Annotated in this window: 30 protein-coding genes; 23 read left to right on the top strand and 7 right to left on the bottom strand. The window is 56.7% G+C overall.

Annotated elements, in window-relative coordinates:
- Window positions 1–2 precede the first annotated feature (2 nt).
- The 9 genes from ACGYK2_RS04370 to ACGYK2_RS04330 all read left to right on the top strand — a co-directional run bounded on the left by ACGYK2_RS04370 (window position 3) and on the right by ACGYK2_RS04330 (window position 4,593).
- Complete coding sequence (locus tag ACGYK2_RS04370; RefSeq protein WP_280322738.1) at window positions 3–392, top strand: hypothetical protein; 390 nt, start codon at window positions 3–5, stop codon at window positions 390–392.
- A complete protein-coding gene (locus tag ACGYK2_RS04365) occupies window positions 389–790 on the top strand; it encodes a hypothetical protein (protein WP_280322739.1) in 402 nt (133 codons plus the stop codon). Before ACGYK2_RS04370 ends, ACGYK2_RS04365 begins: the two co-directional genes overlap by 4 nt.
- Before the next feature lie 244 nt (window positions 791–1,034).
- Window positions 1,035–2,057 (top strand): phage minor head protein, encoded by a 1,023-nt coding sequence (locus ACGYK2_RS04360; RefSeq protein WP_280322740.1) that lies wholly within the window; start codon window positions 1,035–1,037, stop codon window positions 2,055–2,057.
- Window positions 2,058–2,059: 2 nt separating this feature from the next.
- The gene (locus tag ACGYK2_RS04355; RefSeq protein ID WP_280322741.1) at window positions 2,060–2,467 is read left to right on the top strand and encodes a hypothetical protein; all 408 of its coding nucleotides are present in this window, start codon (window positions 2,060–2,062) and stop codon (window positions 2,465–2,467) included.
- Window positions 2,464–2,856, top strand: a complete 393-nt coding sequence (locus ACGYK2_RS04350; protein ID WP_280322742.1) for a phage tail terminator-like protein — start codon at window positions 2,464–2,466, stop codon at window positions 2,854–2,856. Before ACGYK2_RS04355 ends, ACGYK2_RS04350 begins: the two co-directional genes overlap by 4 nt.
- A gap of 12 nt (window positions 2,857–2,868) precedes the next feature.
- Window positions 2,869–3,126, top strand: a complete 258-nt coding sequence (locus ACGYK2_RS04345) for a hypothetical protein (RefSeq protein ID WP_280322743.1) — start codon at window positions 2,869–2,871, stop codon at window positions 3,124–3,126.
- Between the two features lie 72 nt (window positions 3,127–3,198).
- Window positions 3,199–3,663, top strand: a complete 465-nt coding sequence (locus tag ACGYK2_RS04340) for a hypothetical protein (RefSeq protein ID WP_280322744.1) — start codon at window positions 3,199–3,201, stop codon at window positions 3,661–3,663.
- Window positions 3,664–3,742: 79 nt separating this feature from the next.
- Window positions 3,743–4,189, top strand: coding sequence for a hypothetical protein (locus ACGYK2_RS04335; protein ID WP_280322745.1), 447 nt, complete (start codon window positions 3,743–3,745; stop codon window positions 4,187–4,189).
- 197 nt (window positions 4,190–4,386) lie between these two features.
- Window positions 4,387–4,593 carry a hypothetical protein gene (locus ACGYK2_RS04330; protein ID WP_280322746.1) on the top strand — a complete coding sequence of 69 codons (207 nt, stop codon included), beginning with the start codon at window positions 4,387–4,389 and terminating at the stop codon, window positions 4,591–4,593.
- A gap of 95 nt (window positions 4,594–4,688) precedes the next feature.
- On the opposite strand, the gene ACGYK2_RS04325 is transcribed toward ACGYK2_RS04330, so the two are convergent.
- From ACGYK2_RS04325 to ACGYK2_RS04315, 3 genes are all read right to left on the bottom strand, one after another.
- Window positions 4,689–4,979, bottom strand: coding sequence for a hypothetical protein (locus ACGYK2_RS04325; protein ID WP_280322747.1), 291 nt, complete (start codon window positions 4,977–4,979; stop codon window positions 4,689–4,691).
- Window positions 4,980–5,055: 76 nt separating this feature from the next.
- Entirely contained in the window at window positions 5,056–5,691 is a 636-nt protein-coding gene (locus tag ACGYK2_RS04320; protein ID WP_280322748.1) for a DUF4145 domain-containing protein, read from the bottom strand.
- Window positions 5,692–5,888: 197 nt separating this feature from the next.
- Complete coding sequence (locus ACGYK2_RS04315) at window positions 5,889–6,422, bottom strand: hypothetical protein (RefSeq protein ID WP_394374217.1); 534 nt, start codon at window positions 6,420–6,422, stop codon at window positions 5,889–5,891.
- A gap of 620 nt (window positions 6,423–7,042) precedes the next feature.
- Here ACGYK2_RS04315 and ACGYK2_RS04310 point away from each other — a divergent pair.
- From ACGYK2_RS04310 to ACGYK2_RS04300, 3 genes are read left to right on the top strand one after another with little or no spacing between them, the layout of a single operon-like run.
- The gene (locus ACGYK2_RS04310; protein WP_394374216.1) at window positions 7,043–7,471 is read left to right on the top strand and encodes a hypothetical protein; all 429 of its coding nucleotides are present in this window, start codon (window positions 7,043–7,045) and stop codon (window positions 7,469–7,471) included.
- The gene (locus tag ACGYK2_RS04305; protein WP_280322752.1) at window positions 7,471–8,295 is read left to right on the top strand and encodes a Rha family transcriptional regulator; all 825 of its coding nucleotides are present in this window, start codon (window positions 7,471–7,473) and stop codon (window positions 8,293–8,295) included. Before ACGYK2_RS04310 ends, ACGYK2_RS04305 begins: the two co-directional genes overlap by 1 nt.
- Window positions 8,292–8,564, top strand: a complete 273-nt coding sequence (locus ACGYK2_RS04300; RefSeq protein ID WP_280322753.1) for a hypothetical protein — start codon at window positions 8,292–8,294, stop codon at window positions 8,562–8,564. Before ACGYK2_RS04305 ends, ACGYK2_RS04300 begins: the two co-directional genes overlap by 4 nt.
- 45 nt (window positions 8,565–8,609) lie before the next feature.
- On the opposite strand, the gene ACGYK2_RS04295 is transcribed toward ACGYK2_RS04300, so the two are convergent.
- The gene (locus ACGYK2_RS04295; RefSeq protein ID WP_280322754.1) at window positions 8,610–8,807 is read right to left on the bottom strand and encodes a hypothetical protein; all 198 of its coding nucleotides are present in this window, start codon (window positions 8,805–8,807) and stop codon (window positions 8,610–8,612) included.
- Window positions 8,808–8,956: 149 nt separating this feature from the next.
- Between ACGYK2_RS04295 and ACGYK2_RS04290 the strand changes: the two genes are divergently transcribed.
- The 10 genes from ACGYK2_RS04290 to ACGYK2_RS04245 all read left to right on the top strand — a co-directional run bounded on the left by ACGYK2_RS04290 (window position 8,957) and on the right by ACGYK2_RS04245 (window position 20,158).
- On the top strand, window positions 8,957–14,689 hold the full coding sequence (locus ACGYK2_RS04290; RefSeq protein WP_280322755.1) for a hypothetical protein: 5,733 nt from the start codon (window positions 8,957–8,959) through the stop codon (window positions 14,687–14,689).
- Window positions 14,689–15,594: a hypothetical protein gene (locus ACGYK2_RS04285; protein WP_394374215.1), complete on the top strand. Its 906-nt coding sequence runs from the start codon at window positions 14,689–14,691 to the stop codon at window positions 15,592–15,594. The genes ACGYK2_RS04290 and ACGYK2_RS04285 overlap by 1 nt, the downstream gene beginning before the upstream one ends.
- 1 nt (window position 15,595) lies before the next feature.
- The gene (locus ACGYK2_RS04280) at window positions 15,596–16,921 is read left to right on the top strand and encodes a pyocin knob domain-containing protein (protein WP_394374214.1); all 1,326 of its coding nucleotides are present in this window, start codon (window positions 15,596–15,598) and stop codon (window positions 16,919–16,921) included.
- Window positions 16,922–16,931: 10 nt separating this feature from the next.
- The gene (locus tag ACGYK2_RS04275) at window positions 16,932–17,285 is read left to right on the top strand and encodes a hypothetical protein (protein WP_280322759.1); all 354 of its coding nucleotides are present in this window, start codon (window positions 16,932–16,934) and stop codon (window positions 17,283–17,285) included.
- A complete protein-coding gene (locus ACGYK2_RS04270; protein ID WP_280322760.1) occupies window positions 17,282–17,689 on the top strand; it encodes a hypothetical protein in 408 nt (135 codons plus the stop codon). The genes ACGYK2_RS04275 and ACGYK2_RS04270 overlap by 4 nt, the downstream gene beginning before the upstream one ends.
- 275 nt (window positions 17,690–17,964) lie before the next feature.
- Window positions 17,965–18,234, top strand: coding sequence for a hypothetical protein (locus ACGYK2_RS04265; protein WP_280322761.1), 270 nt, complete (start codon window positions 17,965–17,967; stop codon window positions 18,232–18,234).
- A complete protein-coding gene (locus tag ACGYK2_RS04260; protein WP_280322762.1) occupies window positions 18,231–18,665 on the top strand; it encodes a hypothetical protein in 435 nt (144 codons plus the stop codon). The genes ACGYK2_RS04265 and ACGYK2_RS04260 overlap by 4 nt, the downstream gene beginning before the upstream one ends.
- Window positions 18,666–18,730: 65 nt before the next feature.
- The gene (locus tag ACGYK2_RS04255) at window positions 18,731–19,585 is read left to right on the top strand and encodes a lysozyme (RefSeq protein ID WP_394374213.1); all 855 of its coding nucleotides are present in this window, start codon (window positions 18,731–18,733) and stop codon (window positions 19,583–19,585) included.
- Between the two features lie 4 nt (window positions 19,586–19,589).
- The gene (locus tag ACGYK2_RS04250) at window positions 19,590–19,874 is read left to right on the top strand and encodes a DUF5658 family protein (protein ID WP_280322765.1); all 285 of its coding nucleotides are present in this window, start codon (window positions 19,590–19,592) and stop codon (window positions 19,872–19,874) included.
- Window positions 19,871–20,158 (top strand): hypothetical protein, encoded by a 288-nt coding sequence (locus tag ACGYK2_RS04245; protein ID WP_280322766.1) that lies wholly within the window; start codon window positions 19,871–19,873, stop codon window positions 20,156–20,158. The genes ACGYK2_RS04250 and ACGYK2_RS04245 overlap by 4 nt, the downstream gene beginning before the upstream one ends.
- A 552-nt stretch (window positions 20,159–20,710) precedes the next feature.
- Here the strand turns inward: ACGYK2_RS04245 and ACGYK2_RS04240 are convergent.
- The 3 genes from ACGYK2_RS04240 to ACGYK2_RS04230 form a co-directional block, all read right to left on the bottom strand.
- Entirely contained in the window at window positions 20,711–22,015 is a 1,305-nt protein-coding gene (locus ACGYK2_RS04240; protein ID WP_280322767.1) for a hypothetical protein, read from the bottom strand.
- A 466-nt stretch (window positions 22,016–22,481) separates the two neighbouring features.
- A complete protein-coding gene (locus ACGYK2_RS04235) occupies window positions 22,482–23,507 on the bottom strand; it encodes a tyrosine-type recombinase/integrase (RefSeq protein WP_394374212.1) in 1,026 nt (341 codons plus the stop codon).
- 17 nt (window positions 23,508–23,524) lie between these two features.
- A complete protein-coding gene (locus ACGYK2_RS04230) occupies window positions 23,525–23,683 on the bottom strand; it encodes a hypothetical protein (protein ID WP_394374211.1) in 159 nt (52 codons plus the stop codon).
- Window positions 23,684–23,820: 137 nt separating this feature from the next.
- Between ACGYK2_RS04230 and istA the strand changes: the two genes are divergently transcribed.
- On the top strand, window positions 23,821–24,657 hold an 837-nt coding region (istA, locus tag ACGYK2_RS04225), incomplete at its 3' end, for an IS21 family transposase (protein WP_394374277.1).

The raw sequence follows: 24,657 nt of genomic DNA, 5'->3' as shown, positions 1-24,657 counted from the left end.
CCATGGCTGCCACGGTCGAGGGATGGATCGCATATGCGGCACTGCGCGGTGATACCGTGGCGGACAATGAGGCCAGCGCTGCGGCGCTGGTTCGCGGCCAAGACTATATTGACTTCCACTATGGCAACCGGTTCGGGTCCGCAGTGAGGGTTGATGAAGAAACCGTCGATAAGGCGGTCTACGAAGCAGCCAAGCTGGAACTCGCAACACCGGGCTTCTGGTCGAAGACCTACACCCCCGATCAGCAGAAGGTTCTGACCGCCGTTGGCGAAATCAAGTGGACCGTGCGCGGTGACGCCAGCGGGCCGGACGCCGCAACGCCGGTCAGCACGAAGATCGACAGCATGCTGCGGCCCTATATGACCAAGATGACCGGGATGTTTGTGATATGAGCGCTGGAACCGACATTGCCGCCGAAGTGCTGGCGGGGCTGGCAGAGGCGGGCGAGGCGACCGGCAACGGGCCGATGATCTGCACCCTGCGGCGACCGGCGGCAGACGGGCCGACCGATCCTTGGGGCGGTGGCGGAAGCGGGCCGACCTATCACGAGGTGACAGCGGTTCAGACACAAAAGCACATCCGCGATGCAAGTGGCACGCTGGTCGGTCAGACGAAGACGGTGCTGCTTGTGGATGCTACGGGCGTCTCGCCGTTGAAAAGCGATTACGTCGCGGTTAACCTGCGGATAGCAGACGTGATGAGCGACACGCGCTTTCACGAGATTGCGGACGTCGAAACCGTTGCGCCTGCGGGCGTTGCGCTTATGCACAAGGTCACGCTTGCCGATTAACCCGCCCACAGCGCTCGAAATAGCAGCGCTAAGCGCAATCCTGCCCCGTTGGTGGGCTGACTGCCAGAGCAACGCTACTGACGCGATGCTGGCCTATACATACACTCGGCAAGAGTATGACCAGTTTGCGGGCGCAATCCTGTGGGCATTCTACCTCGGTTCCGTATCCGCTCAGGGCTAACCCGTATTTTCTCACAGTTCGATCTTTTCCCGCTTTCGAGCGGTTTTTTGCATGGGGTGCTCCATGGCTCGCAAGACTGCACAACAGAAGCGCATTGAGGCATTGCTCCAGCGACAATCTGTGGCTGTTCGGAAAGCCTTTCTAGAGGCGTTGCAGAAGGCCACAAACGCAGTCGACCGTGATGCCCTTATCCGTCTACTGGAGGCCAACGATGTTGAGCGTGCAGCAGCATTGTTCCGCATGGAGCGCGGTGTAGTGTTCCCGCTTGAGGAAGCGATCCGCAACGCTTTCATAGGCGGCGGGATGGCTGTGGCGGATGATCTGCCAAAAGGGATTTCTGGAGTCTTCGGCTTTGACGGGCGCCATCCCCGCGCGATCGCACTGGCCGAACGGCAAGCTGCAGCTCTCGTGACCTATATTAGCGACGATGCTGTGCTGGGCGCGCGCAAGATCATCGTTGATGGGCTGAATACGAACCGCAGCCTGAACAGCGTTGCCCGCGATCTAGTGGGGCGCAAGGTAGGACGGCAGCGGGTAGGGGGCATATTCGGCCTGACAGAGCCGCAGACCGATCGCATGATTAACCTTCGCTTTTTGCTGAGCGATCCCGATCGTATCGGGGAATACTTCAAAGACGCGGTTATGAGGATACCGCGCTACAAGGAAAGCGACCGCCGCTTTGATGTAATGGTTCGGCGGGCGATCAAGAGCGGCAAAGCGCTGCCCGCTGCTGACGTCGACCGCATCGGGGACGCATACAAGGCCAAGGCCAGCGGCAACCGGGCGAAGATCGTGGCGCGGAATGAGGCTTTCACTGCGCAAGCCGCAGGGCGGGCCGAGAGTTACGCCCAATTGCTGGAAAGCGGCAAGGTCGAGGCCGTAACGAAGAAATGGCAGCACGGGTTCAGCAAAGAGCCGCGCCAAGATCATCTGCGTATGGATGGGGAGACAATCGCCTTTGACGAGGTGTTTGTCATGGACGATGGCACCAGTATGCGCTTCCCCCACGATCCAGCGGGCGGGGCGGAGCATTCTATTGGATGCCGCTGCACTTGTGTTTACCGCGTTAAGCTACCGAGGGACTGAGCATGGCTGGCGAATCTTTCACTACTCAATTGGCCGACTTCGAGCAAATGACGGTCAAGAATATGCGCTATGTCGCGGCGGAATCCATTCAAGACGTTATGGAAGCCGCTCAGACGCCACAGAAAGGCATTGGGCAGGGCGCTACAGGCTTTGTTGAGGGCAAAATACCCGTTGATACCGCGGAACTGATTAACAGCCTCACGAGCGAGGGCGTGAAGGGCGCGGATAGCTACACGGTAGCGATTGCAGGCTATGAGGTGGGCGACGTTATGTCATTCGCATGGACTGCGCCTCATGCTCATGCTGTCGAAGCAGGTACAAGCAAAATGCCCGGGCGCCACTTCGTTGGGGTCAACGCACGGCGCTTCCCCGCCTTTGTCGAAGCCCGCGCTAAAGAGGTGCGCCGATGAACGAAAACGACATCGCCCGCACCTTGGGCCAGCGGCTGCAAACCCTGACAAACGCCCCGGCGATCTACTGGGATAACCAAGACGTGCCAGAGACGCAGGCGCGGCCCTATTTGGTGGTGCAGATGGTTCCCGGCCAATCCCCGGCGCGTATCTCAGGCGGGCGGGTTCACACCGGATTCATGCAGGTAACGGTGGTTTCGGACGTGGGGCAATTCGCCACCTACGCCAATGAGACAGCGGCCAACATCGCGGCGCTATTTCCATATGAGCTGACGCTACCCTGCGGCGCTGGCAAGCTGACAATCACCAACGACACGCAACCTGGCCCCGGTTTCAGAGACGGCAGCGATTGGCGCAAGATCGTCCAGGCTGATTATTTCGCCACCTAAAGGATACCCGACATGACAAAGCGTAAAACCGCCAAGGCGGAACAATCCCCCATGCCAAAAGACAACACGCTGAGCGGCACCCTGCGGCCCGTCAAACGCGGCGACATTACCTCGCCAAACCTGTTCACCAAAGACAACGCGCCCAAGAAAGGCAGTCGCATCAAGTTCAAGGTTCGCGGCAAAACCTACAGCGCAATCGTTGCAGAGACATTCGAGGCCGATGGCGAAACCGCAATCAGCTTCAAGGGCGGCATTACCGCTCAGAAATAGCGGCCTTCCCGGCGGGCCGCTCCCTGATTGGGGTTTTGCCGGGGTTAATCCCAAACATCAAAGGAGCCTATCATGGGTTTGCAATCTTCTGTTGGCATCGCGGTTGGTATTTCCGCGACCCTGCCCACAACTCACGACGCCGAGGTCGCAACCGGCTTTCCGTCGCTCACGTTCACCGCAGCGGGCAAGCTGAACGCAGCCGCGCCAATGACCGGGACAAAGGACGTTGCCACCTTCGACAACCTCACCACGGGCGAGGAGGAGAAGCTGGTCGATATCCTGCGGGCTGGCAACGGCGACATGTCGTTTGGCTATGACGCCGACGACGCGGGCCAAGCGCTGCTGGAAACAGCCGCAGAGGCGACCACAGACGCCGGGTCGAAAGTGGCCTTGGAGTTCACGCTGAACAACGGCGACAAATACTACCGCCTCGCAATCATCACGTCCTACACGCCGGAAGGCTCTGTCGGGAACGTGCTGATGGCGACTGTCGGCACCGAGTTCTACCGCAAGCACGTCAAGGTCGCTGCGGCCTAACTGAATTCTGCGCAGAACCGGGGCGGTGAGTTTGGTTCAGCTTGCCGCCCCACCAATGGACCGAACCACAAGGATATGAATGATGGATTTCGCAAAACTGACAGGCCAACCGGCCGTTATTGATGAAAGCCTTGAGGCGTTTGAGTTCAAACCCGAAGGCTATGAGAACGGCGCGGGCGAGCCGCTGGTGCTGACACTGCACCCGGCAGGCGGCACCCGCTTCAAGAAGGCCGTGCGCAAGATGCACATTAAGGTGACGCGCTCCCAGAAGGAGGAAGCAGAGGCCAACGAGGCGGACCTGACAGAAGACGAACTGGAAGCCGAGATCCGCACCCAAGACAGCCGCACAAGCGAGTTGCTGGCCCGGTGCTGCGATGGCTGGAACATGACGGACGGTAAGGCGGCTATTCCCTTCACCATCGAGAACGCTTCCGAGATGTTCAAGCAGGTTGAACCGCTGCGCTCCGAAGTGGACGGGGCAATGACTGCGCGGGGAAAGTCAACGAAGGCGAAAAAGACCGCCTGATCCTTTGGGCGCGTCAACTGGCATGGCTCCAATGCTCCGACACTGAAAAGGGGCCGGATCGTTGGGACCAGCTAGAGCGCGGGCCGCATATCCTGCCCGATTGGGGCGACTTGATAGACGCGCAACACATCCTATCCCGCGTGGGGCTGTATGCACCGCAGGGTATGGACATTGGCCCGATACAGGCAGGGCCGATCATGGACTACCTCACAGGCACAGGCGGCATATCATCGCCTTACGAACTGGACGTAGCGCTGATGGCCTCAGCCGCCTACGTGGGAGAATACAGGCGTTCCAACGGCAAAAGCACAGACGCGCCGTGGGATTGGCCGAAGACAGAGCGCGACCTTGCTATCTTTGACAAGCAGCAAGAGCGGGCGATGAAGTCGATGATGGGAGAATGAGATGTCAGGAAAAACAAGCCCGGCTGAGGCATTTGCAGAGACTGCTTCTGGGTTTATTGGGGTGAATTATTATTCGCTAGTCGGACAGGATGGGCCTATTCTTCAAGCGCCCGCCTTATATCATCAGCGCGTCGAGCCACTCTGGCGGAAAGTCGTTCAGCGGCTGCTACCATCATCGGGTGCATTTCGGAGAGGAAATCAATCTGATCCTTACTCGCATCCGGCGATACCGTTGCCTTTGTCCGGATCAACCGAAGAATAGAACTCAATGCTTCGTCCTGTGCGTCTTGCGGACCGTATCCGTGTACTTGCGCGAGGGTCACTTCGACATAGAAATCAAGAACGGCTAATCGGGCCTCTAGTCCGAGGTAATACTCACGATCCATGGATATCTCCCAAAAGCCTCACCCTCAGCGGGAATCGGGGAGCGCGTCAAGGTTGGAAGAGGGGGTGCGTTTGGTTCTATTCCGGACCGTCCTTGGCCAACGCAGCCTTAACCCGAGCCGGAAGCTCATACGAGTAGACCAAAAACAGCCGTGTAAAATCCCGGCCGCGTTCGACATCTTCGGGCGATGGTGGTTCGTCGTCGTGGGCGCCTTCGTTTCCGAGGAACTTCACGGTATCAAGGAGCTTGATCAGGGTGTCGGGAACCGCTTCTTCTTTCTGCAAGGCGCGTATCCGGGCGTTCAGCATCCCTTTGCCCTCGGGGTTCAGGTCCTTCAGCGTAAGCTCGATCGACTTCCGGTACATGGTCGCAGCGCTCATATGGCGACCATCTGCGAAATTTGCCTCGGCTTCGTCAAAGACGCCAGCAATCTTGCCCGGAAGGTTGCCGACGACATCTCTGTTGGGTGGTTTTGGCGCGGAATCAATAATCGTGTAGCAGTCAAAGAAGTCCTTAGTCGATTGTTGGTGTGCTACATTCGCACCCTGGCCACCGTCTCGTCGGAAATAAAGTACGATGCCCTTTGAGCATACTGGGCAATAGCCAAATGTGCTGCCGTAGGTGCCATCTTGAGAGTATGCGGCAGTCAACACGACACCCACATTTTTTGTCAAACAGCCCACATGAGGGCAATCAAAAGGAACGGTTCCCATGTTTCGCAATCCTCAAATGGAGGCCCTGAACGCTACCATCAGGACCTGCGACGATTCCGTAAACCTAACACGATTGCTGACTGCTCACTATAACCGCCTGAGCGCTGCGGAGAGGGACCAGTTTGCAGTGGCGTTGATAATGGAGATCAGCGCTCGTGAGGCTTTGGAGAAGGTGAATGCAGTAAGGCAGGCGTGACTTACTTTTTGGGAGGGCGCTTCAGCTGGCGGGGAGTGGGGGATGGCTTCTCGGTGCGCGGCTCAACGGCGGTGGTATGGCCTTTGTTGGGCTTTTGAAGGCGGAGGCCTCGGCCAACAGTTTGCTTCAATTCGACAGGGATTTCTTCGCCGGTATTGCGGTTAAGGATGATGAAGTCAGGAGAGGGGGCGTCTAAGTGTTCACGGACCTGTGCTCTCAAAACTTCGAACCGATGATCGATCGCTTCACGATCTTCAGAGGTCGCTCCGCTATCATGCTGCCTTAAGAGAGCTCCCATTTCATCTAACAGCGCCTGAACCAACTCCGGGTCATACTCCCGAGGGGGTGGTGCCGGATAAGCCTTCTCCAGCGTTGCGATGATTTCGGCATTCACCGATTTCTCGCCAGCCGCCGCCTTTATGCGCTCATAGAGCGCATTCGGGATGCGTGTAGTGTATCGAGTGTATCCATCATGTCCGGCCATAAACGCCGTGTCGCGGTAATCGTGAAAAAAGTCAAGATAAAGGGTTGTCACGAAAGTGGTGACAAGTTAAGAACATTTTGTCACGAAAACAGCGACACGGAGAAAAATATGGATAATACGGCCAATAATTCGAGAATGACGGTGCAACTTCCTGCGGGCCTAAAACGCCACCTAAAGGTGCTGGCAGCCGAGAACGACCGCCCCCTCAGCAAGCAGGTGCTTCATTGCTTGAAGGTAGGTTCAGGTTGGGCATGTGAGAAAGCGGAGGAATTGAAGAATGGGGCCTAATCAGAGCAAGGCGGAAGATCGGCGGTTCCAAAACTATGTTACGGAAACAGCGTTTAGCCTTTCCCTTACAAAAGGGATGGTCTCAGAATTGGGGTTAATAGGAAGCCAAGGGCCACGCGGTAACGGCGGACACACAGTAAACGCCCTGTATCGCCGAGGCCTAATCGTACCCAACAGAGAGGACTGGACTGGGTTTGCAAATTGGGAGCTCAGCACCGCTGGGAAAGCAGTTGTTGAACTCCTGATAGTTGCTGGCTTGGTCGATCGCGAACAAAAGCCTCTAGCGGAGGCGGCTTGAGACGCCGAAACGAAAAAGACCGCTCGGGACGGCAATCCCATGTGAGCGGCCTTCAAACCCAACCTACGAAAATTGGAGTTCACCCGTGAATATGTACGTAAACCCACCACAAATCAATCCCCCACAGGGAAACTCAGTTTCCCGCCGCTCAATGCTTGGCGTTGCCGGTGGCGGGCTGGCAGCCTTCATGGCCGGCGCGGTGCCGGTGAAGGCCGCAACCCACGACCCGATCCCCGGCTGGCTTGCCGAATGGAAGAAATGGCGCCAGGTCGAGGTCGAACTGTCCGCTCTGCCGGAAGGCGGAGACTTCGACATGCCGGAACAGATCGCGGCATCCGATCGCTGCGAAGCTCTTTCTGAGCAGATCGCTCACGCCAAGCCGACCACCGCGGCGGGCGTGGCGGCTCAACTGGAATGGCTGGATATCGACTCCTTCGGGCTGGGCGGCATTGGTGATCTGAACATTTTCGCGCTGCGGAATGCTGTTGCGGCGTTGCAGGGAGGGCTGGCGTGATGGGACAGCAAGTAGAGTTCGGAAACGCCGCCGTAGTTCCTGCCATGTTTGGCGAGGCGCTCACCATGAGCAGCCGTGAGATTGCGGATCTGGTGGAGAAGCGCCACGATAAGGTGAAGCAGTCAATTGAACGGCTGGTCGAGCGTGGCGTAATTGTCCGTCCTCAAATTGAGGATGAACAAGATTTTGCGACAACCCCCACTGGGGGACGTCGCAAATATCGGGTTTCAGTCTACCACCTGGAAAAGCGCGACAGCTTCGTAGTGGTCGCGCAGCTTTCACCAGAGTTCACGGCGCGACTGGTGGATCGCTGGCAGCAACTGGAAGAGGAGAAGAGGCGCGGCCCGCAGACAATCGCGGACTGGGCACGGATCGCGATCGCGCAAGAGGAACGCAATCAAGCCTTGCAGATCGAGAACCAGCAGAAAGACGCGACGATCAACGCCATGAAGCCAGCGGTGGACGCCTACGACGCGTACCTCTCCGAAGAAGGCGTCTGCCGCATCATGGATTTCTGCAACAAGCATGGGGTGAAGAAGAACCACCCCGGTTACGTCCTGCGGGACCGGGGATTGATGCACCAGAAGAAAGTGCTGGCGACACAGGTTGGATTGAAATCCGGAATCCTGAAGAACGTACTGGAAAGGAACGGCTTCGAATACATCGACAGCAAGGGTCAATCGGTCGAGGCGCAGCTAGGTATGGTAGTACGGCAGCGTGAGGTGGCTCTGCTCAAGATGATCGTGGATGCTTACGGAATGACCGCGTTTCGCAACCCGGTGGCGTTTGAACGCGCCAAGAGCCTGATCGGGGGTGCGGCATGACTAACGTGGTTCGTTTTCCCGGCACCGCATCAGGCCGTGTTAGTCAGGTTTCTGTCCAAGTCTCGATGTATAGTGAGAAAAATGGCGGCGTTGACCCGGGAGAGAGGGCTCTCTACCCGGTTGAGGTCTTATTCCCAGACGGCACATGGGAGATCGCATCGCACTTCTACACGTTGGCCGACGCAAAGCTGGCCGCGTCATTGGAGGCCGAAAAGCGGGATGCCGTGCTGCTGGAAAAGAGTTTTTGGCCAACGCGTCAAGTTGAGTGACACGCTTTCGCGGCCTAGCCGCCTTGGGCATCCCTTCGGGGGTGTCTATTCCTTCAAAGACGCACAGAAGGCTTCGATACTGTCGGACAGTTCGACAATCTGATCCATGGTGGCGAGATACGCCCTCTCGACGCGCTGGCCTTCCGGTGTTTCGGCGTTTGGCCCGTCTATAATTGCGGCAAAGTCCAACATCATCATTAGCGGGCTAGGCCCGGCCACTTCGGCGTTTTGGTACTCTGCCATACGCTGATTGCAGTCCCCCCAATCCGACGCGCTTGCAGGTGAGTAAGCGCAAACCACTGCCAACGCAGAAACAATTCTCAACATCGTAATTCTCCCAATGAACCGCAGCCACGTTAGGCTGGCGGGTTTTGGCATTCAATGAGGTCCGTATGAGCAGAGTCAACTATGCCAGTCTAGTCCTTGGTTCCGATACGTCTGGTCTCCTCAAGGCCAAGACCGACCTTGCCGCTGTCACGACTGCGGGCGCGAAGACTGAGGCCGGGATCAAGAAATCCATGAAAGGCGTTGAGAACGCGGTGAAGCCTGTACCGCAGGCGGCGCGTGACGCGGCAGCGGGTATGAAAGACCTGCGCATGTCGCTGGACCCGCTCTATGCGTCGAGCAAGAAGTTTGAAGCGGTTCAAAAGCAGGTTGCGGCGGCGGTTAAGAAGGGCGCTACCACTCAGGCCGAAGCCAACCGTATCATGGCGCTGGCAGAGGACCGCTACCTTGGCATGGGAGGGGCGGCTGAGGTTGCGGCAACCCGTATGGGCGGCGGCGCTGGCGGGCTGGCCTATCAAAGCCGTATGGCCGCGATGCAGCTTAGCCAAGTCGCGCAACAGACTGCCGCAACAGGCAGCTTCATTCAGGCTCTTAGTATCCAACTACCTGATTTGGCTTTGGGTTTTGGGGCTTTGGGCATCGGTATCGGTGTTGTTGCCGGGGCTTTGCTCCCTCTTGCCGCGAACTTTGTCACAGGTGGCGAGGGTGCCATGGAGTTGAGCGACGCGCTCGACAACGCCAGCAGCGAACTTGCCGAATACATCGACCTCATGTCGCAGTCAGACGCGCTTGGGGCTGAGCGGTTTGAGCGGACGCGCGGGCAGATCGAACTGACCTCGCAGGCTTATGCCGACCTTATCGCCATTGCCAAAATTGAGGCGTTCAACAGCATTGAAGACCTCAACGTCTCCCTTGTGGAATCTACCCTGAACGCAAGGTGGCTCAAGACAGAAATGTCTGACGTTGGGCGCTTGCTCGAAATCAACACCACGAATGCTTCGAATATCACAGTTTGGAAGGAAAACCGCGAGCAAGTACGGGCATTTATCTCCGAACTTGAAGCACTTAGAGACGCCTCCTCACTTGAAGAGCAATACGCGGCGGCGCTGCAATTGCGGGACGCCTTCAAGCAGACCGTCGATGTAAACGGCGAACTGACCGAAGAGCAACTGGCCTTCTGGAAAACGCTTTCCCAGTCTATCCAGAAAATGGAAATCATGGGCGCGGCGATTAAGGCGCAGGCGTCCGGCATGTCTGAGGTTGAGCAGGCGGCAGCGAAAGCGGCGCAGCAATACGCCAAGTCACGACTTGAGGCTGAGAGGTCCGCATCTGCGGCGAGTGAACTGCTTAGCCAGTTGCAGCAAGAGGCAAAGGTTCGATCCCTCACGCTGCGCTATGGCGCTGACAGTGTGCAGGTTGCTGAGGCGCGTCTGGACGCAGAGCGCCGTTCGTTCGTTGCTCAGGTGCAGTCGCGGGATATTTCCGAAAGCCTCAAGCGCGAACTTATCGCGGCATGGGATGCGGCAAATGGTGCGGCAGGGGCATCCTCCGATCTCTCCGGCAAGCTGTCCCAGGCATCCGCTTTCGCGGCGCAGCTTGTTGCTAATCTCGGCCAAGTGCCGGGTGCTGTCGCGGCAATTGCTGGGCAGGTGGATAGCGCAATCAACAGCCTGCAAACACAGAACAGAAGCCTGACCTATCAGCTAGAGCAGGGCATCACGGCATCGGCGGCGGCTATCAAGGCGCAGCGGGACGAGGCGTTGAAGCTGGCAGCCGAGAACGGCGCGACCATCGACCAGCTTGCCGCTATGGGACAGTCGTTCGATGAGCAGGCAGCTAAGGCCGAAAAGCTGGCGACCGCAAACAAGACAATGACCAAGACGCTATCGGATCAGGCAGCGGCGGCTGCGGCGGCGTCGGCAGGCTCTACAAAGCTGGGCAAATCAACGGGTGGCGCGGGCAAGGCCATGAAGGCCGCAGCGAAAGAGGCCGAGAAACTAGCCAACGAAATCGAGCGCCTAGAATTTGGCGCTGATCCGGTAGCGAAATTCAACCACGAACTGGCCAACCTCAACGAACTTGCGGCTAACGGCCTCTCCGATGGCGCGTTTCAACACGCGGTCTCCGAACTCAACGAAGAGTTCATGGATAGCTACCCGAACATCACCAAGATCGGCGATGCGATCGGGGACTTCGTAGCCTCAGGGATGAAAGACTTCGGCGACCTGTTGGACAGCTTCAAGTCGATGCTGGCCGAAATGATCAGCACCGCGATTTCTAACCCAATCCGGTTGGCTCTTATCGGCGGCGTATCGGGCGGCGGCATGGCAGGCACCGCAGCACAAGCAGCAGGCGCAGCTCCGGGCGGGGGCGGCATCCTTGGCGGCTTGGGCGGCGGCGGTGGCTTAGGCGGCATGGCTGGCACGTTTATCGGCGGGCTTGCCGGGGGCGGTACGGGCCTTATCGGCGGCGCGGCGAACGTCATTTCTAGCTTCGGCATGGGCGGGTTTGGCAGCGCATTCGCAAGCATCGGGCATTCGCTTGCAGGCGCGACTTCCGGCCTTGCGGGGCTTGGCGCGGCCATCGGCGCAATCGCGGTGCCTGTCTTGGCTGTCGCTGCGGTGTTCTCATTCTTCAAGAAGAAGGTGAAAGTGCTGGATAGCGGTATGCGGATCACCGTTGACGGCATGGACGCGCTGATTGAATCCTTCAAGAAAACGGAGACTTCGCGTTTCTGGGGGCTGAGCAAGAAAGTCCGCACCACCTTTGAGGCGCTTGACGCTGAAACGGCTGCGCCTTTTGAGCGGCTTGTTGGCAACATTCAGCAGGGCGTGTTGGATGCGGCGGACTCCCTCAACATCGGGGCAGGGATCTTTGACGACTTCTCGCATCAAATCAAGATCAGCACGAAAGGGCTTTCCGACGAGGAAGTTCAGCAGGCCGTAGCTGATGCCCTACAGGACTTGTCGGACGAGTTTGCGGGCATGGTCCCCGGTCTTGAGGAGTTGCAGCGCGAAGGCGAAGGGGCGTCCGATGCCCTAACGCGCCTCTCCGCTCACCTTAGCGCCGTAAACATGGTCATGGATACGCTGTCGCAAACCATGTTCGAGGCGTCTCTTGCTGGTGCCGACATGGCTTCGGGGCTTATCGAATACTTTGGCGGCTTGGATGCGTTCAACTCAGCGACTACAGCCTATTTCCAAGGCTTCTACACTGAGCAAGAGCGGTTTAACACGGCGGTACGCCAGATTGAGGAGCGGTTCAGCGAACTCAACGTCTCCATGCCACAAACGCGGGCGCAGTTCCGCGAGATGATTGAAGGCTTGGACCTGACCACAGAATACGGGCGGCAAATGTACGCCTCCCTCATGTCTATGTCTGGTGCGCTTAGCGCGGTTTTGCCTGCCATTGAGAATTTCTCAATCGCTGTCGGCGCGATGGTGGGCAGCATCACAACCGAGATTGACGGCCTGATTGGCACTGCGTCCGAGGCTATGCAAGCCAACGAGCAGGCTGCATCTATGTGGTATCGCACAGCGACAACCTTGCGTGAGTTCATTGCGGATATGCGCGGCACGGCGGGGGCGCTGGTGTCAAGCCGGGATGCGCTGGCGTTTTCTGAGGCGCGGTTCCAGACGCTGCTTGCTTCTGCGGTGGCGGGTGACAATGAGGCCGCGACCGACCTGACAGCGGCGGCGCGAACCCTGCTAACCAATACGAAGGCCACGGCGCGGACAGCGGCAGAGCAAGCGCGGGCAGAGGCGCGGGTTCTTGCGGACCTGCAACTGGTGGCGGGCGTGTCTGACGTTGAAGGCGCACGGCATGATGTGGTTTCGGGCTTGCTGGGCCAGCAGGTTGAGTTGCTCAACTCCGTCCGAGACGCGATCAACAGCGGCAATACGCTTGAACCCGAGGACATTGACGGGCTGAACGCGCAGCTCGGCTCACTCCAAAGCGCAATCGCTGCGGCTGAAATGATTAACTTCCAGTTCCTCAAAGAGCGTCTTGAGGTGTCGGTTGATCTAATTGCCGATGCGGATATCCCCGACAGCCTGCGCACCATGCTGAACAACGCATCGGACGGCATCACCGCCAACATTGACTATATCGTGCGGGCTGATGCGTTGACGCCTGACTTGCGCTGGCTGGCTCTTACTGCGGCATCTGAGCATATCAAAACGATTGATTATGTGGTCGGAGACGACATTTCACCAAGCAATCGTTGGATTGCGACGACAGCCGTATCATCGCTAACCAAGACGCTTAACCTGACCATCGGGGAAAAGCTAACCAGCGATCAGATGCGGGTGGCGCTTGCGGGGTCGTCGGAAATGTCGCGGGTGGTAAACGTAACGCTCAACTCTGGTGCATCTCAAGAGGCGATTCGCTTGGCGCTTGGCAACGTCAATCGCTATCAGGTGATCGTGGGCGCGGCGTTGGAATCCAACCTGTCGGACGAAGTGCAACGCCTCGTCATTGCCCAGCAGGGCGATTATGCGGCAATCATCGGTGCTGCAATGTCTGCGGATATGACCGAAGCAGCCCGCCGCATCCTGCTTACGCGCCAAGGTGACTATATCGCCCGTATCGGCGCGGTGCTTGCTACAGATATGCCAACCTCGCACCGCCTGCTTTTGCTCAACGCCAACACAGCGGCAACGCGGGCGGTCACGATCCTCATGGGGTATGCGCAGCACCTAACCCACAGTGAACGCGCGTTGCTGATTAGGGAAAGCGACCGGATCACGCGGACCATCGACGCGGCTACCAATTTCAGCCAGTTCCAAGGCCGCGATTGGACCTTGTTCAACCTTCAGGATTCTGCGGTTTCTAAGACGGTTCGCGGCGCGATAAATCTTGTTGGTTTCGGCATCAATAAAGAGCGGCTTCTAGAGCAATCCACAGAAGTTGTGAACAAGACCGTGCGCGGAGCAATCGACCTTTCGCGCCTCAATGAGACACAAAGCACATTCCTGACAGCCATTACCGGGGCGACCACAGGACGCATCACCTTGGGCGGGACGTTCTCTTTCGACCCGACTACCGGATTTTCAACGTGGTTCTCCACCACGACGCGCTCAAACATCACATCACCCATGGACGCGCTGCGAACTGGCATGGCCTCTCTGCGCGGCAGCTTGGGCGAACTTGCTGAAACCATTCGTGAGGAGATTAGGGAGCGTGAGGCCGAAAGGGAGCGGGAAACCCGTATTGCCGCACTCACGGCGCGGGCTGTCAACAGCACATGGTCTTCTGACGCGGCCTCGCGTTCGGCCAGTGTCGTTAGCCGGATCGAGCAGCTTGAGCGAGATACAGGGGTATCCCTGCGGCAAGGTGACGGTGACGCTATCCTAAGCATCGGGGAAGACGGGCGAATTAGATATAACGCCTCGCATGTCGTTTATGGACGCGGTGACGACATTGACGCATTCCGGGCCGCATTCTGGGCAGACGGAGGCTTGGAAGATCAGATCTTTGCTGCGAACCAAAACCTTAGCAACAATCAGGCTTGGCTTACGGGTTTGCGTCGGCAGGTTGTGGAACTGGGCGGAATTCCGGCCTTTGCTAACGGCGGGTTCCACAGCGGCGGGCTTCGCGTTGTAGGTGAGCGCGGCCCCGAACTGGAAATGACCGGGCCAAGCCGCATCCATAACGCTAACGACACGCGCAAGATTCTGGGCAACGACAATTCGGAGGTCGTGCGCGAGTTGCAGCAGCTACGGGCCGAACTGGCTGATCTTAAGCGGCAGTCTGGAGCGTTTGACGCGGAAAAAACACGCTACGCCCGCAAAACCTACGAGTTGCAAGAGCGTCAAGAACTTAGAGCGGAGGACGTATGATGCCCGATGATGTGGCGAGCATGTTCGTACCTATCAACATGACTGATGCCGTTTTGGTCGCGTCAAACATACCTGAGAATGACGCGCCCACATGGGCGAGTGGTTCTTACAATACAGGCGATCAGGTAGTCTACTTGCACAACGTCTATGAGGCGGTGACTGCGGGGGCATCGACAGTCCCGCCCAATCAAGACCCGGTGATGTGGGTTCGGATCGGCGCGACGAACCGCTGGCGACCGTTTGATGGTTCAATCGGGCAGGATGCGAGCAGGTCAGGGACAATCACCTATGATCTGGTGGCTTCAACGGTCTGCGATGGGCTGGCGTTTATCGGTCTCAAGGCGGTGTCTCTGCGGGTTCGGGTCGTTACTTCCGGCGGGGCTGTCCACATTGATGAGACACATGATCTTGTGGATGGCAGCAGTATCAGTTCGTGGTTGGATTTTTTCACATACGAAACGGTTTACGAGCCGGAACTAGTATTTACCGGTCTGCCTGTGTTCCCGACAGATACGGTGGAAATCACGTTAGATGGTGGCGGTGGCACAGCCTCCATCGGTGAGATCGTCTTAGGCCGTCAGGTCATGCTCGGGAAAGTGATCGGCGGATCGCGCAGCGGTTTTACAGACTACACCTCCCGTAATGTTGACGACTTCGGAAACATCGAACTTATCACCCGTCCAACAGCCCGAAAGGCCGAATGGCGCTTTGTCTTTGATACCCGTTCTAACCGTCGCATTCAGCGCGAGTTGGAAAAGGCGCGAGGGACAAAGTGCTTCTTCCATCCCGGCGACGACATGACGGATTTTTACCTTTCGGTGTTTGGTGTCGCTAACGAGTTTTTCCCCTCACTGGACGCAGGCGGCAACACCATCGACGTTCTATCCCTGACAGGAGTTTCATAAAATGCCCCGCCCAACATACACCCCGCCCCCAAACCCCGCGCCTTCGCTTGGCGACCCGGATTTTTCCGCCAATGCAAGCGGGTATCTCGGCTGGTTTCCCACGTTCGGTACATATGTCGAGAATATGGCGGATTGGTACGAGACAGGCTTTGCTAAAGAGTTGATTGACGGCACCGCCGCTGCACCGGCGATGGCATTTGCCTCAGACCCCGATACCGGCATTTATCGTGCGGGTGTAAACAAGCTGGGCTTTTCGGTCGAGGGGGTGGCGCGGGCCTACCTTTCGGCCACGGCGCTTGAGGTCAATGTACCGATCACGGGTACTGCGGTGCAATCCAGCCCGACCGACACAACAACCAACAGGCTGATGAAGGTGGGCGCTTTCGGTTTGGGGGGCGATGCTGGCCCAGTTGTGCCAAATGTTGATAATCATTACACCGCCGGTTTCTATTCCGGCTATGGCGGCGCGCATAGTACGCCAGCATCCGGTGATAACCCATTCCCTACGATGAACGGCGCTTTCGGTCTTTTGGTGGGGAACTCTACGGTTTCTGAGGCCGATGATTACGTTTGGCAGATTGCCATTGATGTTTCAGGTGGCAACGGGACTAAATATCGAGCCCGAGGGAATGTTGGCTGGACTTCTTGGGAACGGTTTTTGACTTCCAACGAGTTGCAGACCGACTACGGAGACACCACTGCGGACAGGCTGTTGATGGTAGGAGCTTTTGGCCTTGGCGGAACTACTGGTCTCCCTCCAGACGGTAACAATGCGAACAACGCTGTTCGACCGGGTTTCTACTGCCTGACGAATACAAGCGCCAACAACCCGGCAGGCAACACCTCGGTTCTGAGAGTGGAGCGGAGTTACAACGTAATTGTGCAGGAGGTTGTGAACGTTGGGGGCTCACCCCGAAAATGGAGCAGGAGGTCAACAGACCACGGTGCGAATTGGGGCGCATGGGATGTGCAAACCGCCACTCTGGTTGGCACGGTATCGCAATCCGGCGGCGTTCCCACGGGCGCTGTGATCCAGCGCGGCAGCAACGGAAATGGTGAATTTATGCGCTTCGCTGATGGGACGCAAATTTGCTGGGCAACAGCGGCCCCGTCTGGGGCGGATGCCGTTTGGGTATTCCCGGCAGCTTTCAGTACGACAAGCCATCTATGCTTCACCGGGGCAGGGCGCACGGGTACAGACGCAAGTTTCGTGTCTTTCAGAAACGCAGCGTCTACGGCATCCGTCGAATATAACCACTGGAGCCATGCGGGGGCTAGGCTGGATAACCTTGGCGTATCCCTAGTGGCTCACGGTCGCTGGTACTAAGGAGAATGAAATGAAACTCACATTATTGACGCAAGGTTGCGCAATCGACCAAGAGGAAACAACTGCCAGCGTTTCGGGAGATGTTATAACGGTTGACGGGGTGGAATATGACCTTTCACCCGTGCCAGAGGGAGGGGAGGCCAAGCCAGATGGCGAAAGTCCGTTCAGAGGCAAAATCACCCGTAAGGATGGTGTAATCCACGCCAACATCCTTTGGCGTTTTGACACGACTACCGCCGAACCGGATCAAGGGACGGAATTACCCGTTGTGCAGATCACCAGCGGCGATGTGCCTGACCCAATCGCACGCTTACCAGAGCCAGAGCCGGAAGACCCCCAAGCTGAAGAAGGAGAGCCAGAATGACGTTCTCGCTGAATATCAAGACAGCCGAAGACCTTGCAGCAGAGGCGCAAGCGCTTCTGGCCGCACAGGTAACTGCGGAATGCGACCGCCGTCTCGCCGCTGGCACAGTGGTAACAGTGACAGGATACGGCGACATTCCGGTGCAGGGGCGGCAGAAAGACCAGATCAACCTCATGGCGCTTGAGGCAACGGCCAAAGACCTCATTGCAGCGGGCATTACGGGGCCAATCCTGGACTTCCGTGATGGCGAGAACGTCCACCACAAGCTGACGCCCGCGCAATTTGTGGAAATGTCCCGTAAGGGTAAAGAGGCGGCATCCGCGGTCTATGCAACAAGTTGGGCGCTAAAGGATAGCGGCGATATTCCGGCTGATTTTGCCGACGATGCCCACTGGCCAAGCTAACTAGCCTCAGTCGCAGTAGTACAGGCAATCATACCCAACCAGCTTGAAGATAGTCGCAAAGGCGAGCAGCCACAAAAGCGCAACCGCAACGATGAAAAACCACGGTCGCTGCGCTTTATTGCGTCGTAAGTTACTGAATATGTGTGATTCTGTCTTAGGCATATCACTTCCCCTAAAGCAATGTACCGGACGGTTAATTCTCTTCCTAGTAGAATGGGGGCTGTGACCGCATGTTTCGCCGTGATGAGCGGCGCCTTCAGAAAGATAGGTGATGAATGGCAGGTGAACCGCAACAGTCGGTCCTTTCCGGCTACAAAATCGAGCAGCTGGAAAAATCGGTTGCTGAGCTTCGGGAGGCGAACGCAATTATGGCGGCTGAATGGCGGTCGGATAACCGCGCTTTGCATGAAGAAATTGCACAGATGAAAGAGGCTGAGGCCGCTAAGGAAAGACAACTTCTCATGGTGGGCATCACAACACTGGGCGGCATCGTCGTGACACTCTTCGGCGTGCTCTGGACCTATCGATCGGTGATCTTCAAATGATGCGGCTTTTTGGCTTCCTTGCGGTAGTTTGCGTGACGCTTTCTATCGTCTTAGCGTTCACGGCTTTCCGGTATGAGCGCACAGACCGAACGCAGCCGATCATCGGCTTTGGAAAGGTAGAGACGTTGGCCAGCCCGATTGTTGCCGGTGATGCGCTGCCGGTGCGTATCTGGCGGGAGAAGGCGCGTGACGATTGCCCGGTAGTGTCTGAGCGTACCGCCATCAGTCAAGACGGCGTGGTCTACGATTTGCCAGACGCTGAATGGGCGGGTGGCTCTGCTGATGATCCATATCTCGATTATCGCTACCCCACGCTGCCTTTCATGCCCGCGGGCGAGTACCAGCTGCGCGTTGATCTGACGTACACCTGCCCGGGCGGACTGCTGTTCAAATACACGCAACCGCCAGCGTTCTTCAGGATCGCGGGCTAACCACCTCTTCACATTACCAATCTCATGCCCCGTCTGCGGGGCTTCTAAGCATGGATGGATGAAATATGAATCTCATAGATAATTGGCGACGGATCGCCTTTCGAAGCTATTCGATGTGGAGCCTGTACCTAGGCCTCCTCGCCCTCTTGGGTAGTGAAATCCTCTACGGGTTTTTCGGCATTGAGGCGGACCCCTACCCACTCGGTAGGGCGGCTCTCGCGTTCTTCATTATCGGCATCTTCGGGCGTTTGATCCGGCAGGACGCAGGGAGCGTTGTTTTCCGCCGAGGCCTGTTCCTCACGGCTTTCGCCTACGGCTTGGTGATGCTGTTTCAATCGCTGGGCGGTGCGGTCATCGAGGACCGACAGGCGCCGGAGTATCGCCATGAAGTCCGCATTGAACAGCGCGCCTTAATCATCCCGGCGATGGCGGAGGTGCCCGTGGATCTGGTCAAGGCCGGGGGTGTCGCGCCCGAAGGCGAGTTCTTGGCGATCGCCGTGCCGTTCATCGGCGAGTGGGAGGGCTTGCGGCTGGTGGCCTACAAGGATGTTGTCGGTGTCTGGACCGTCTGCTTTGGAGAGACGAAGGGCGTCCGGCCTGGCGACCGCTATACCGTGGCGGAATGCGAAGCCATGCTCGCCCGCGAAATACTCAGCTATCGGCAAGGTTTGCACCGCTACTTTACCCCCTCGACTCTGTCCGATCGGCTGCCCGTCAAGCGCGATGTGGCTTACGTCAGCCTTGCTTACAATGTCGGCGTGTCGCGAGCCGGAACTGCAACAGCGACCAAACGACTGAATGCAGGGGATGTGCCCGGCGGATGTGAAGCGCTGACCTGGTACAAAAAAGCGGGGGGGCGCGTGTGGCGTGGTCTTGTTCGGCGGCGGTCTGCTGAGAAAGTATTCTGCATGGCCGGGTGATCGCATGATGTACGAGCTCATAACCATTCTCGCCTTGTTCGTGGTTCAAATTGCAGACGTTTGGACAACCAATCAGATTCTCGCCCGCGGCGGCCGTGAGCTGAACCCGATCATGAAATGGATCATGGATAAGACCGGTGATCAGTGGTCAGTGGTGAAGGTCGCGGCCGCGCTGATCGTAGCCGCATTCCTCTGGGCTAATGGAGATATCTCGGCCGTCTGGATCATCACCGCGATCACGGGGCTCGTTGCCCTGAATAACTATCGAGTGTTGCGAGGCATGAGATGATCGGGGCGGCCCTGATTTTTCGCCTCGCGCCCTACCTAGTCGCCGCCGCTCTGGCTGGTGGCGGCGTTTGGTGGGTGATGGCGCTCAGAGAGGAGAACGCAGCCCTGCGGTCCGATGTTGACCGACTCACAAGGGTGCTGGCCGGATGCACGGCCCGCGCAAGCAACCTCATAGAGGACAATGAAAGCGATGCCAAAGTCGATAACATGCCTGATCTTCGCGCCGTTCCTGATGAGTGGCTGTTCGTGGTTCCAGACACCCCCGGCTCCTCCACCGTCTACTGAGGCGGCATTCTGCGATGTCGAGGAGAAGCGCCGATTTACGCGCGAGGAGATCGATTGGCGCGCGAAGAATGCGCCTTGGAATCTGAGGCGGGATTACAAGACCAACCTGACCTTCGAGCGTGAGTGTGAGGCGGCTGAGTAGCTGCTGCGAAAGGGTGTCCTTGCGCATCGAGTAGGTGCTAATCCTACGCGGTGGATGATCGGCTATTCAAAACAGGCACCACTCATATCGAGGTGACGTGCTGGTCCTGCGGCCACAGCGTCACCCTCAAGCCGGGGGACGTGCCCGAGGGTATCACCGACTACGATTTTGAGAAGCGGGCCACCTGCCGCTGCGGGACGGGCTGGCCTTATGTCGTCAAGTTTCCGAGGAAGAAGCCGATGATGATGTAACTGCACTCCAAAGATGCCTGCTGGCAGCGCAATCGAGTACCCGGCTACAGTCGATCAGCGATCAGTATGTGCACCAACCAGCAAAAACCCCACCGAAATCGATTCGGCAGGGTTCTGGATTGATAACAACATCTAGTTGCAGGTTTTACTCAGTTGTGCTCATTTTGTTTCTCCCGGAACATACGTTCTTCTTGCATATAACATAGCTTCAGCTGCAAAAGTTTCAATAAGATTAACCCAGGGCATGAGCACAACCTTGTTTTTTTGGGTTGTGTGGATAACTCCGCGGGTGCCTTCATCTTGACCGTGCGCTAAGCAGTTTCTGATGGCCCTAAGCCGGTCGACTAGAGAGATAGGTCCACTTCTTGTCCAGCCTTCAAGATTGGTGCTGTCGTTTAAAACTGCTTTGACCCTAAAACCACCGTCAAACACCGTTTCCTTGCAGAACACTGCCTTATTCATTTCTAAGACAGACCAGACCTTTTCTGTCCGCACCGTTTCGTCAATGAAGTTTTTAATCCTGTCAGTTTCTCTCGCTTGACCTGAAAAAAGACCCGCAATTTCGGCAGCCGCCGTCTCTGTCGACGATATGAGGTGAGGTCTCCTGAGAACATTAATCAATTCTCTACGCTGCTCACTTTTCATGTGAGCGAGAGACAAAAATTCAAGCAACCTGTAGTGTAGAAGAAATTTCATAGCAGGGTCGCGGGTCTCGAAAGCTCCGAGCCAGAATGAAGAGACGGATGGATCAATGTCACCGGCAACAAGCTCTCTAGGAAAATTTTCGTCGACGTAACGCGGTCGGAAGTTGCCAGTATCTTTTGGTCCGGCCTCGTGGATCAGAACCCGAGGCGTTTCGCGATCATAATATGTCATGTAGAAATTGATTGTCCGTAAATATTCATCAAAGTCACATGGCTCGATCCCCTCACAGTCTACCCAAAAGCATATTGGTTCTCCCATGTTGCTATGATCTGCATCATGAACAAAATAGTGAAACGACATTATGTTCCTGTGCTCGGTATGGCTCGCAGCTGCTTGGGGAAGGGTATACTTGGCGAGAGTTTTCGCTTCATCACTCGCGGGGCCAAAGCGGCACTTTCTCTTAGCGCCTTTCCACCAAATGTCGAAGCTCCTCACCGCCACCTCTTCATGCTTTTTACGCACTTTGTAAGCAGTCCAAAAGATTTCCAAGGCGCTCGTTTTCTTATGGTAGATACCTGAATATTTTTCTGGGAGTTCAATGCGTTCTAGAACCTCTGAAAATGCTTGGGCGTCATCGACCTTTGAAGGAACGGCAAGAACAAGCGTAGGGTCGTTCCAAGGGTGTTTCAGAACGTACAGGGGAAGGGGACCATCACCTTCGCTATCAAGTTCTAGAACCTGCAATTCGAACCCAGCATCCCCATCCAAAGCGGAGCCAAAAATCTCTCGAATTTCATCTTCTGAAGCAAAATCAGACATAGTTTCTTTCGCATTGAGGTTGAAAAATCTTTCTACAAACAACCAGTCGCAATGGAAAACATCAAGGGCACTCTGAACAAGAACTACTTCTATCTACGGTTCCGCGTCAGGCAGACTGAACTAGATTGGGGAGATAAGCGGCGCGTTCAATAGTAAGGTGCCGCATCGTCGTTGTAATAGCTGGTCACACTTTCACCTCTTGTTCTTGCTGTGTCCGTGTGACCATAGTGGGGTTATGTGGCTGAAATAAAAATGATTTGATGTAATTCAAAATCCCCCGCCGCGAGGCGTGCCGGTTCGAGTCCGGCCTTGGGTACCAATATGCAAATACCTGATTTTCTTACGGAAAATCAGGTATTTTGTTTTATGATGACTTGTGTTTTTAGGTTCTGACGACGTGACTCACACAAATGACGCACACAAATGACTCACACAAATGACTCACACTCGGTTGTTCCAGAGCCGTTCATCCACGCCTTTCTTGGGGAGTGCGGCTGAGCTTCTTTCTGCTGGCATCCTTCCGATAGTATGCGACCATCTCAGCACTTTGACCTGTGACCGCTTGGATCTCAGCATCGCTCGTTCCGGCTTCGGCAAGCTCGACAATGGCGAGTTTGCGTAGACCATGGAGCACGTAAGGTGAGGCCCGTCTACCGAGTGACCCCCGCCACGCGCGTAAAGTTTTCTCGACCGAGTTATATCCTAAGGGTTCGCGTAGGTTTTTAGAAAGGACGTGCTCACCATTTCTTTCAAAGGCCTCCAGCGCAGCTTGTAGTGATTGCGGGCAATAGACTTCTAGTTCCTCATCTGCCTTGTCGTCGACTACCGTCATCCATTCCCCTTGAAACTGGTCCCAACGCATTGCGATCGCGGCACCTGGTCGTTGGCCGGTCCCGATGATCAGAGAGGCTGCAACCCGGACGCGCTCTGGTGCATCGGAAAGAGCTGCAACCATCCACTTTGGCCAAGGCTTGTATTGTTTGCTAGGTTTATGTTTGCCAAAGCCTGCGGCCGGGTTCCGGCCAAGCGGCCAATCAAGTTCCCGGAGAGCGTAGTTCCAGAGCAAGCTGATGGTCTGACCGAACCGAGAGGCTTTGCGTGGAGTGTCCTGCATCTGAGTGAGCGCCGCCTTCACCATTTTGCGCTCGGTCTTACGCATGTCCATGCTGCCGTTCTTTTCCATGATCCGGTCCATCGGCGCGCGGTAGCTTTTAGCCGTGCTTGCTGCAACCTTTCCAGCTCCGTGTGTTAGGTCACTGCGCCATGCCTCGATGCATTCACGCCAAGTGTAATTCTGCGGCCTGGCCTGCTGATCCAATTTTCCGCCTTGAGCTTTCCAGTACAGCTCATCCAGCTTTTTGAAGTCGCCGCCCCAGTCGAGCTTAATTTCTCGAGATTTCTGTTTTTCGCCATCGCGCCAGACCACGCGATGATACGGATCCCACGTCTCGCGTCGCGCGTTCCACTTCCAGTTCAAGCGTGGTTTGGTCACGCGGGGTTTTGCAGGTTTCAAAGGGTAAACTCTTCTTCTGGACGCGCGGCCTCTGCGTCAAATACGGTGTGCAGAAGGTCGACACGCCAGCGTTTTAAGTTCCCAATCTTCACCGGGCCGGGGAGCGCGCCTTGCGCGACAAGCTCGCGAAATTCGGTTGTGGTCATGTCGAACATAGCCGCCGCCGTATTTTCCTTCACTGTTGATTGTCACTGAGAACTGACCCGGTAGCCCCATAAATTGTCACTGAGAATTGACCCATGTGAACACACTTCCCCGACGGTTTTGGTTGGGGGGATTTGGAGTGATCGACATGGGATTTTTGAGTGTCATTCGACGCTGGGCATTGCGTGACAAAATGCCAATCAGGGAGATTGCCCGGCGGACGGGTTTGTCTCGGAACACGGTAAAGAAGTATCTGCGTGAAGGTGCGGTGGAACCGCAGTTCAAGACGCCTAAGCGTCCAAGCAAGCTGGATCCCTATGCGGATCGGCTGTCAGCCTGGCTTTTAATTCAGACGCGGAAGTCACGCAAAGAGCGGCGGACAGTGAAGCACATGCATGCTGATCTGGTGAAGCTGGGATATGATGGCTCCTATGAACGCGTAGCAGCTTTCGCCCGGGCATGGCGTGAAGATCGGCATCGAGCGGAACAGACGACGGGGCGCGGCACCTACGTGCCTTTGGTGTTCGCGCCCGGCGAAGCCTTCCAATTCGACTGGAGCGAGGACTGGGCCAACATCGGCGGTGAGCGCGTCAAACTTCAGGTCGCTCATATCAAACTGTCACACAGCCGCGCTTTCTTGGTTCGGGCCTACCCGCTGCAAACGCACGAGATGCTGTTTGACGCCCACTGGCATGCATTCCGCGTGTTCGGCGGTGTGCCTGGCCGCGGGATCTATGACAATATGAAGACCGCCGTTGATCGTGTGGGCAGAGGCAAGCAGCGGGATGTCAATGCACGCTTCAAAGCGATGGCCAGCCACTACGTGTTTGAGCCCGAGTTCTGCAATCCGGCAGCCGGTTGGGAGAAAGGCCAGGTTGAGAAGAATGTGCAGGATGCCCGTAACCGCATGTGGCAGGTCATGCCGGTCTTTGCCGATCTGGCAGAGCTGAACCAATGGCTTGAAGACCGCTGTATCGCCCTTTGG

The organism is Sulfitobacter sp. 1A10359 (assembly GCF_043558145.1).
Lineage (GTDB): Bacteria > Pseudomonadota > Alphaproteobacteria > Rhodobacterales > Rhodobacteraceae > Sulfitobacter > Sulfitobacter faviae.
Note: the sequence above shows the minus strand (reverse complement) of the source record. Positions and strands in the feature narration are given on the sequence as shown.